Raw genomic sequence first — 6,701 nt, 5'->3', positions numbered from 1 at the left:
TGGCGGTGCCGGCGCTCACGACGGCGGCCGTGCCGGGGCGGGCGTCGGCGTCGGACGCCTGGACGGTGCCGGTGCGCGCCGGGCCCTCCAGGGTCGTCCAGGACGAGCCGTCGTAGTGCAGGTACCGGGTCTTGGCGCCGGTCGTGACGGGCAGCACGACCACGCCGCCCTGCCCGTCGGACGACATTCCCAGGCCGGTCGCGTTCAGCGGGAGGTCGACGGTCGTCCAGGACGTGCCGTCGTAGTGCTGGACCGCGTTGGTGATCTGGGCGTTCTGCCGGACGCGCAGCACGTAGACGTTCGTCGGCGAGTCGGCGACGATGCGGTACAGGGTGCCCTGGAAGCCGAGGGCGCCGAGCGAGCCGGGGACGTCGATCCGCTCCCAGGACGTCCCGTCGAAGTGCATGACCAGCCCGGTCGCGGACGTCCCGGACTCGGCGGTCGTCCCGGCGAGCCAGACGTCGTCGGCGGCGCGCACGTCCACGGCCGTGACGGACGAGGAGGGCGGCAGCGGGACCTGCGGGTCGACCCACGCGCTGCCGGTCCAGCGGAGGACGGCGCTCGGGCCGCCGTTGAACTGGTTGAGCCCGGCGATGGAGTAGGCGGTGCCGTCGGGGGCGGCGGACACGGCGTTCGGGAAGCCCACGAGCGGATAGGAGACCTGGCTCCACGCGGTGCCGTTCCAGTACAGGCCGACCGTGCCGCCCAGGTTGTAGCCGATGACCCACGCCTTGGACGGCCCGGACACGGCCACGTCGACCGGCGTGAAGCCGACCGGGCTCTGCTGGGCGGTCCAGCCGGAGCCCGTCCAGCGGACGATCTTGGCCTCCGGGCCGAAGAGGTTGCCGGCGGCGCCGACGGCCCAGCCGGCGCCCCCGGCGCCGAAGTCGACCCGGTCGAGCGAGCCGTTGTAGGCCGTCGCTCCGGTGGCCACGTCCGTCCAGCCGGCGGCGTGCGCGGGGGCGGCCGCCGCGACCGTCCCGGCGGCGCAGGCCAGGGCGGTGGCGACCGCCAGTGCCGCGTTGCGTCTCATGGGCTTCCTTTCAAGATCACAGCAAGCCCGGGTCAGCGTACGCGATCACTTACTCGACGCCGAGACAAACCCCGGCACCCGGCCGGAACAGGCCGTCCCCGGACACACGAGGCGCCCGGAACCACGGTGGGTTCCGGGCGCCTCGGCACGGGAGGGGCGGCTACTCGCCCTTCCAGTTCGGCTTGCGCTTCTCGGCGAACGCCGCCGGGCCCTCCTGGGCGTCCTTGGAGGTGAAGACCGGCAGGGTGATCTCCTGCTGCTTCTTCCACGCCTCCTCGGTCGTCCAGTCCGCGGACTCGACGATGACCTTCTTGGTCGCCGCGAGCGCCAGCGGCGCGTTCTCGGCGACCTTGAGGGCCAGCTCCTTGGCCGCGGCGAGCGCGCCGCCGGACTCGGCGAGCCGGTTGACGAACCCGAGCTCGGCCATCCGCTCCGCCGGGTACTTGTCGCCGGTGAGGGCGATCTCCATGGCGATGTGGTACGGGATGCGCTGCGGCAGCCGCAGCAGCCCGCCGCCCGCCGCCACCAGGCCGCGCTTCGGCTCGGGCAGCCCGAACTGGGCGTCCCGGGCCGCGACGATCATGTCGCAGGACAGCGCGACCTCGCAGCCGCCGGCCAGCGCGTAGCCCTCGATCGCGGCGATCATCGGCTTGGCCGGCGGGCGCTCGGTGAGGCCCGCGAACCCGCGTCCCTCGACGACGGGGTTGTCGCCGGTCAGGAAGCCCTTCAGGTCCATCCCGGCGCAGAACGTCCCGCCCGCGCCGGTGAGGATGCCGATGGACAGGTCCTTGCGGGACTCCAGCTCCTCGACGGCCGCCGCGATGCCCCGCGCCACCTCGCCGTTGACCGCGTTGCGGGCCTCCGGGCGGTTGATGGTGATGACGAGGACGGCGCCGTCTTCCTCCGTCAGAACAGCGTCGGTCATTCAGTGCCTCACTTGGGCTGGAAGCGGATGCCGCCGTCGAAGCGGATCGTCTCGCCGTTCATGTAGTCGTTCTCGATCAGGGACTTGACGAGGTGCGCGAACTCCGACGCCTTGCCCATCCGCTTCGGGAACGGGACGGGCGCGGCGAGCTTGGCCTTGAACGCCTCGGCCTGCTCGCCGGAGCCGTAGATCGGGGTGTCGATGATGCCCGGGCAGATGGTGTTGACCCGGACGCCGATCGCGGCGAGGTCGCGGGCCGCCGGCAGCGTCATGCCGATGATGCCGCCCTTGGACGCGGAGTAGGCGATCTGCCCGGTCTGGCCCTCGATGCCGGCGATGGACGCGGTGTTGATCACTACGCCGCGCAGGCCGTCGGCGTCGGCGGGCTCGGTCTTGGAGATGGCGGCGGCGCCGATCCGCATCAGGTTGAAGGTGCCGATCAGGTTGACCCGGATGACGGTCTCGTAGGAGGCCAGGTCGTGCGGGGAGCCGTCGCGGTTCACGGTCCGCGACGCCCAGCCGATCCCGGCGCTGTTGACGATGACGCGCAGCGGGGCGCCGGTGTCGACGGCGGCCTGGACGGCGGCCTGCACCTGCTCCTCGCTGGACACGTCGGTCTTGACGAAGACGCCGCCGACCTCGTCGGCGAGGGCCTTGCCCCTGTCCTCGTTCAGGTCGGCGACGACCACCTTGGCGCCTTCGGCGGCCAGCGCGCGGACGGTGGCCTCACCGAGGCCGCTCGCGCCACCGGATACGACGGCGGAAACTCCGTTCAGGTCCATAAGCGACACCTTACGTGAGGGACCGAATGTGGTTCGGGGTGATGCTATCCAGACGTCGGCGCGCGCTCCGCTCACACCCCGGCGGATCGCCGAGCGCGTTATTACTCACGGGTTACAATAGGGCCCGCGTTTGCTCCGCGCAGCTCCGGGCACCCGCGTCATGTGGACGGCGGGGTCGATCCCGGGAGGAACCGAGCATGAGCGAACGTCCGGCACAGAGCCAGTCCTACCCCGGCCGGACCGGGGAGATGGCACCCGAACCGCGCGACGAGATGCGCGACTACCTCGGCAGCGACCTGCTGCACGGGCGGCGCGCGCTGATCACCGGCGGCGACTCGGGGATCGGGCGCGCCACCGCGATCGCGTTCGCCAAGGAGGGCGCCGACGTCGCCATCACCTACCTGGAGGAGGACGACGACGCCCGGCACACCGCGAGCCTGGTCGAGGACGCGGGGCGGCGCTGCGTCATGCTCGGCGGCGACATGGCCGAGGAGCGGCACTGCCGCGAGGTCGTCGAGCACACCGTCCGGCAGCTCGGCGGGCTGGACGTGCTCGTCCTGCACCACGGCACCCAGACGCCGGTGAAGGACGTCCGTGAGATCGACGGCGAGCAGCTGCGCCGCACGTTCGAGGTGAACGTGTTCGCGGTGTTCTGGACGATCCAGGAGGCCCTCGACCACATGGGGCCAGGCTCGTCCATCATCATCACCGGCTCCATCAACGGGCTGCGCGGCAACAAGACGCTCATCGACTACTCCGCCAGCAAGGGCGCGGTCATGTCGCTCACCGCGAGCCTCGCCCAGAACCTGATGGACCGCGAGATCCGCGTCAACTGCGTCGCGCCGGGCCCGGTGTGGACGCCGCTGATCCCGGCGACGTTCGACGCTGAGCGCGTGGAGTCCTTCGGTAAGAACGCGCCCATGGGACGTGCCGCAGATCCCGATGAGATCGCGCCGTCCTACGTGTTCTTCGCTGCCAACCGCCAGTCGTCCTATTACACGGGGCAGACGCTCGTACCCGCCGGTGGGGAGATTCACCCGGGCTGATGGAGCTGCAACGTAGCGACCCTGGGGAACCCGGCTACGGACGGCGCAGAGCCGGCAAGGGCTTCGTGTACCTGGGACCGGACGGTCGTCCTCTGCAAGACCCCACTGAGAAGGCACGCATCCGATCGCTCGTCATACCGCCCGCCTGGAAGGACGTCTGGATCTGCCCAGAGCCGGACGGCCACATCCAAGCGATGGGCACCGACGCGGCAGGACGCCGCCAGTACCTCTACCACGAGGCATGGCGGGAGCAGCGCGACCAGGAGAAGCACGAGCACGTCCTGGAGCTGGCCGAGCGGCTGCCCAAGGTGCGGCACACGCTCGACGAGCACCTGACCGGGCGCGGCTACACCCGCGAGCGGGTGCTCGCCGCCGCCGTGCGGCTCATCGACCTCGGCTTCTTCCGCATCGGCGGCGAGTCGTACGCGGCGGAGAACGGCACGTTCGGGCTCGCGACCGTCCTGCGCGAGCACGTCACCTGCCGCCGCGACGAGGTGACGTTCGAGTACCCGGCCAAGGGCTCGAAGGACCTGTACCGCGCGGTCGCCGAGGAGAACGTGTGCAAGGTCGTCAGCGGCCTCAAGCGGCGCCCCGGCGACGACCCCGAGCTGCTCGCCTACCGGACGCGGGACGGCTGGCACGACGTCACCGCGTCCGACATCAACGACTTCGTCCGCGAGGTCACCGGCGGCGACTTCACCGCCAAGGACTTCCGCACCTGGCACGCCACCGTCCTCGCCGCGGTCGGCCTCGCGGTGTCGGTCCGCGCCGACGGCGGCGACGCCGCCCGCCGGCGCGCCATCGTCCGGGTCGTGAAGGAGGTCGCCGCCTACCTCGGCAACACCCCCGCCGTCGCGCGCGCCTCCTACATCGACCCGCGCGTCATCGAGCGCTACGAGGCCGGCGAGACGATCGCGCCCGCGCTCGGCCGGCTGGGCGTCGAGGCGTCGGTGGGCGAGCTGGCGACGCAGGGCCCGGTCGAGCAGGCCGTCCTCGACCTGCTGCGCCCGACCGCGTGACGGGGAGCGGTCGGACAGTGGGGCGGCGTCGGGCGGTGGGGCGGCCGGGAGATCACTCCCCTCCACGCGATCTCGCGGCCGTCCCACCGGCCCGTCTCCCAGGGGCGGACGTCACTCTCCTAGAGGCGAACGTCACCAGGCCGACACCCGTTCCCGGACGCGATGCGCATCCGCGGACTCCGGCGCCTCCAGGGAGTACACGGCGTAGGCGTGCTGCAGCACCGGCAGCGCCACGTTCCGCACCCGCATCCCGCCGGACGTGAGGCCCCGCTCCGTCCCCTTGTGCGCGTGGCCGTGCACGGCGAGGTCGACGCCCGCCGCGTCGATCGCCTCCCCCAGCAGGTAGCTGCCGAGGAACGGGTAGATCTCCAGCGGCTCCCCTTCGAGGGTGTCGGCGGACGGCGAGTAGTGCGTGAGCGCGACCGTGACGTCGGCGTCCAGCTCCGTGAGCGACAGGTGCAGCCGGTCGGCGAAGTCCTTGGTGTGCCGGATGAACGCCTTCATCTCCGGCTCGCCGAAGTCGCTGGCGCAGCGGCCCTCGAACCCGCCGCCGAACCCCTTGCCGCCCGCGATGCCGAGGGTCGTCCCGGTGCAGTCCAGCACCGTGCCGTCCCCTTCGAGGACGGTCACGCCCGCCTCCCGCAGCACGCCGGTGATCTCGTCCTCGGCGTCGGAGTGGTAGTCGTGGTTGCCGAGCACGGCGACCACCGGCAGCCCGAGGTCGCGCAGCACGCCCGCGGCGATCCGGCCCTCCTCGGCCGTGCCGTGCCGGGTCAGGTCGCCCGCGACCAGGAACACGTCCGCCTGGTCGGCGAGCGCGGCGAGGTGCGCCCGGTACTCCCCGGCCACCTCCGGCCCGACGTGCAGGTCCCCCGCGGCGGCGACACGGATCATGAGATCTGCTCCTCTCCGTCCGGCTCCGGCACCGCGACGACGTGCAGCTCGTTGCAGATCTCGCGGCCCTCGGCGGCCTCCCGCGCCGCCTCCTCGACGGCCCGGCGCCGCTCCTCGCTCACCACCTCGCCGCGCAGGTGCACGACGTCCCCGCGGACGTCCACCCGGATGCCGAGCTCGTACGCCTCCGCGGCGAGCCGCTCCTGGATGTGCGCGGCCAGGTATCCCGACATGTCGGCCATGGCCTGCCCCCTTCCGGTCACAGCGCCTCCCTCACAGCACGTCCTCCTCGATCACGCCCAGCCGGGCCAGCAGCGTCAGGAACGCGTACGCGTACGGCGACTCCGCGGTCTCCGCGGCGACCCGCCGCCAGTCCACCTGCTCCCGCAGCGCCCGGCCGACGTGCAGGAACCCGCTGAAGTCGCAGGCGGTCTCGGTGAACGCCAGCAGCCGCATGACCATCAGGTCGGTGGCCGGCAGGACCGGCATGAACACCGCGCCCACCGTCATCTCCGCGGCCCGGCCCAGCAGCTCGCCGTCCACCGGACGGCCGGACGGCGTGTGGATCAGGTCGATGACGTGCTCGCCGTCGTGGGCCTTCTCCAGCCAGTTCTCCGGGCTCTCCAGATGCGTCATGCCCGCGGCGGCGAGCGCGTCCAGCGCCGCCTGGACGTCCCGCTCCCGCAGCACGAAGTCGACGTCGTGCGTCGACACCGCCGCGCCGTGCGCGTACGCGGCGAAGCCGCCCGCGAGCGCGTACCCGACGCCGGCGTCGCGGAGGGCGGCCGCCGCGCGCTTCAGGGCGGTCAGCAGATCGTCCGCCACGCCGCCCAGGCCGGGCCCCGGTCCCGCGGTGCCGGACCCGCGCGTCGCGGCCTTCGGGTGCGTCTGCACGTCCCCCACGCGCTCCCCTGGTCGATTGCGCTCGCGGTGGCGGTACCCGGGGAGGCGCTGGTCATGCCTCTCCCGTCACCCGGCGGGGCGGTACCCGGCGGGCGGGGT

At 72.5% G+C, this 6,701-nt stretch carries 8 protein-coding genes; 2 read left to right on the top strand and 6 right to left on the bottom strand.

The features are described from left to right. The 3 genes from ETD96_RS38610 to ETD96_RS38600 all read right to left on the bottom strand — a co-directional run. On the bottom strand, positions 1-1,033 hold a 1,033-nt coding region (locus ETD96_RS38610; RefSeq protein WP_138641445.1), incomplete at its 3' end, for a hypothetical protein. Between the two features lie 160 nt (positions 1,034-1,193). After that, on the bottom strand, positions 1,194-1,958 hold the full coding sequence (locus ETD96_RS38605; protein WP_138641444.1) for a crotonase/enoyl-CoA hydratase family protein: 765 nt from the start codon (positions 1,956-1,958) through the stop codon (positions 1,194-1,196). A gap of 8 nt (positions 1,959-1,966) precedes the next feature. Beyond that, positions 1,967-2,740 carry an SDR family oxidoreductase gene (locus ETD96_RS38600; RefSeq protein WP_138641443.1) on the bottom strand — a complete coding sequence of 258 codons (774 nt, stop codon included), beginning with the start codon at positions 2,738-2,740 and terminating at the stop codon, positions 1,967-1,969. Between the two features lie 197 nt (positions 2,741-2,937). Here ETD96_RS38600 and ETD96_RS38595 point away from each other — a divergent pair, with 197 nt between their 5' ends. Both ETD96_RS38595 and ETD96_RS38590 read left to right on the top strand, forming a co-directional pair. Then, positions 2,938-3,786: an SDR family oxidoreductase gene (locus ETD96_RS38595; protein WP_138641442.1), complete on the top strand. Its 849-nt coding sequence runs from the start codon at positions 2,938-2,940 to the stop codon at positions 3,784-3,786. Then, positions 3,786-4,805, top strand: coding sequence for a DNA topoisomerase IB (locus ETD96_RS38590; RefSeq protein ID WP_138641441.1), 1,020 nt, complete (start codon positions 3,786-3,788; stop codon positions 4,803-4,805). The genes ETD96_RS38595 and ETD96_RS38590 overlap by 1 nt, the downstream gene beginning before the upstream one ends. Before the next feature lie 132 nt (positions 4,806-4,937). On the opposite strand, the gene ETD96_RS38585 is transcribed toward ETD96_RS38590, so the two are convergent. Genes ETD96_RS38585 through ETD96_RS38575 form a run of 3 tightly spaced genes read right to left on the bottom strand, consistent with a single transcriptional unit; the run spans position 4,938 to position 6,602 of the window. Continuing rightward, positions 4,938-5,699, bottom strand: coding sequence for a metallophosphoesterase family protein (locus ETD96_RS38585; RefSeq protein WP_138641440.1), 762 nt, complete (start codon positions 5,697-5,699; stop codon positions 4,938-4,940). Then, the gene (locus ETD96_RS38580; protein WP_240808535.1) at positions 5,696-5,962 is read right to left on the bottom strand and encodes a BON domain-containing protein; all 267 of its coding nucleotides are present in this window, start codon (positions 5,960-5,962) and stop codon (positions 5,696-5,698) included. The genes ETD96_RS38585 and ETD96_RS38580 overlap by 4 nt, the downstream gene beginning before the upstream one ends. Positions 5,963-5,972: 10 nt before the next feature. Beyond that, entirely contained in the window at positions 5,973-6,602 is a 630-nt protein-coding gene (locus ETD96_RS38575; protein ID WP_240808534.1) for a nucleotidyltransferase, read from the bottom strand. Positions 6,603-6,701: the final 99 nt, after the last annotated feature.

The organism is Actinomadura geliboluensis, assembly GCF_005889745.1.
Taxonomy (GTDB): Bacteria; Actinomycetota; Actinomycetes; order Streptosporangiales; family Streptosporangiaceae; genus Spirillospora; species Spirillospora geliboluensis.
Note: the sequence above shows the minus strand (reverse complement) of the source record. Positions and strands in the feature narration are given on the sequence as shown.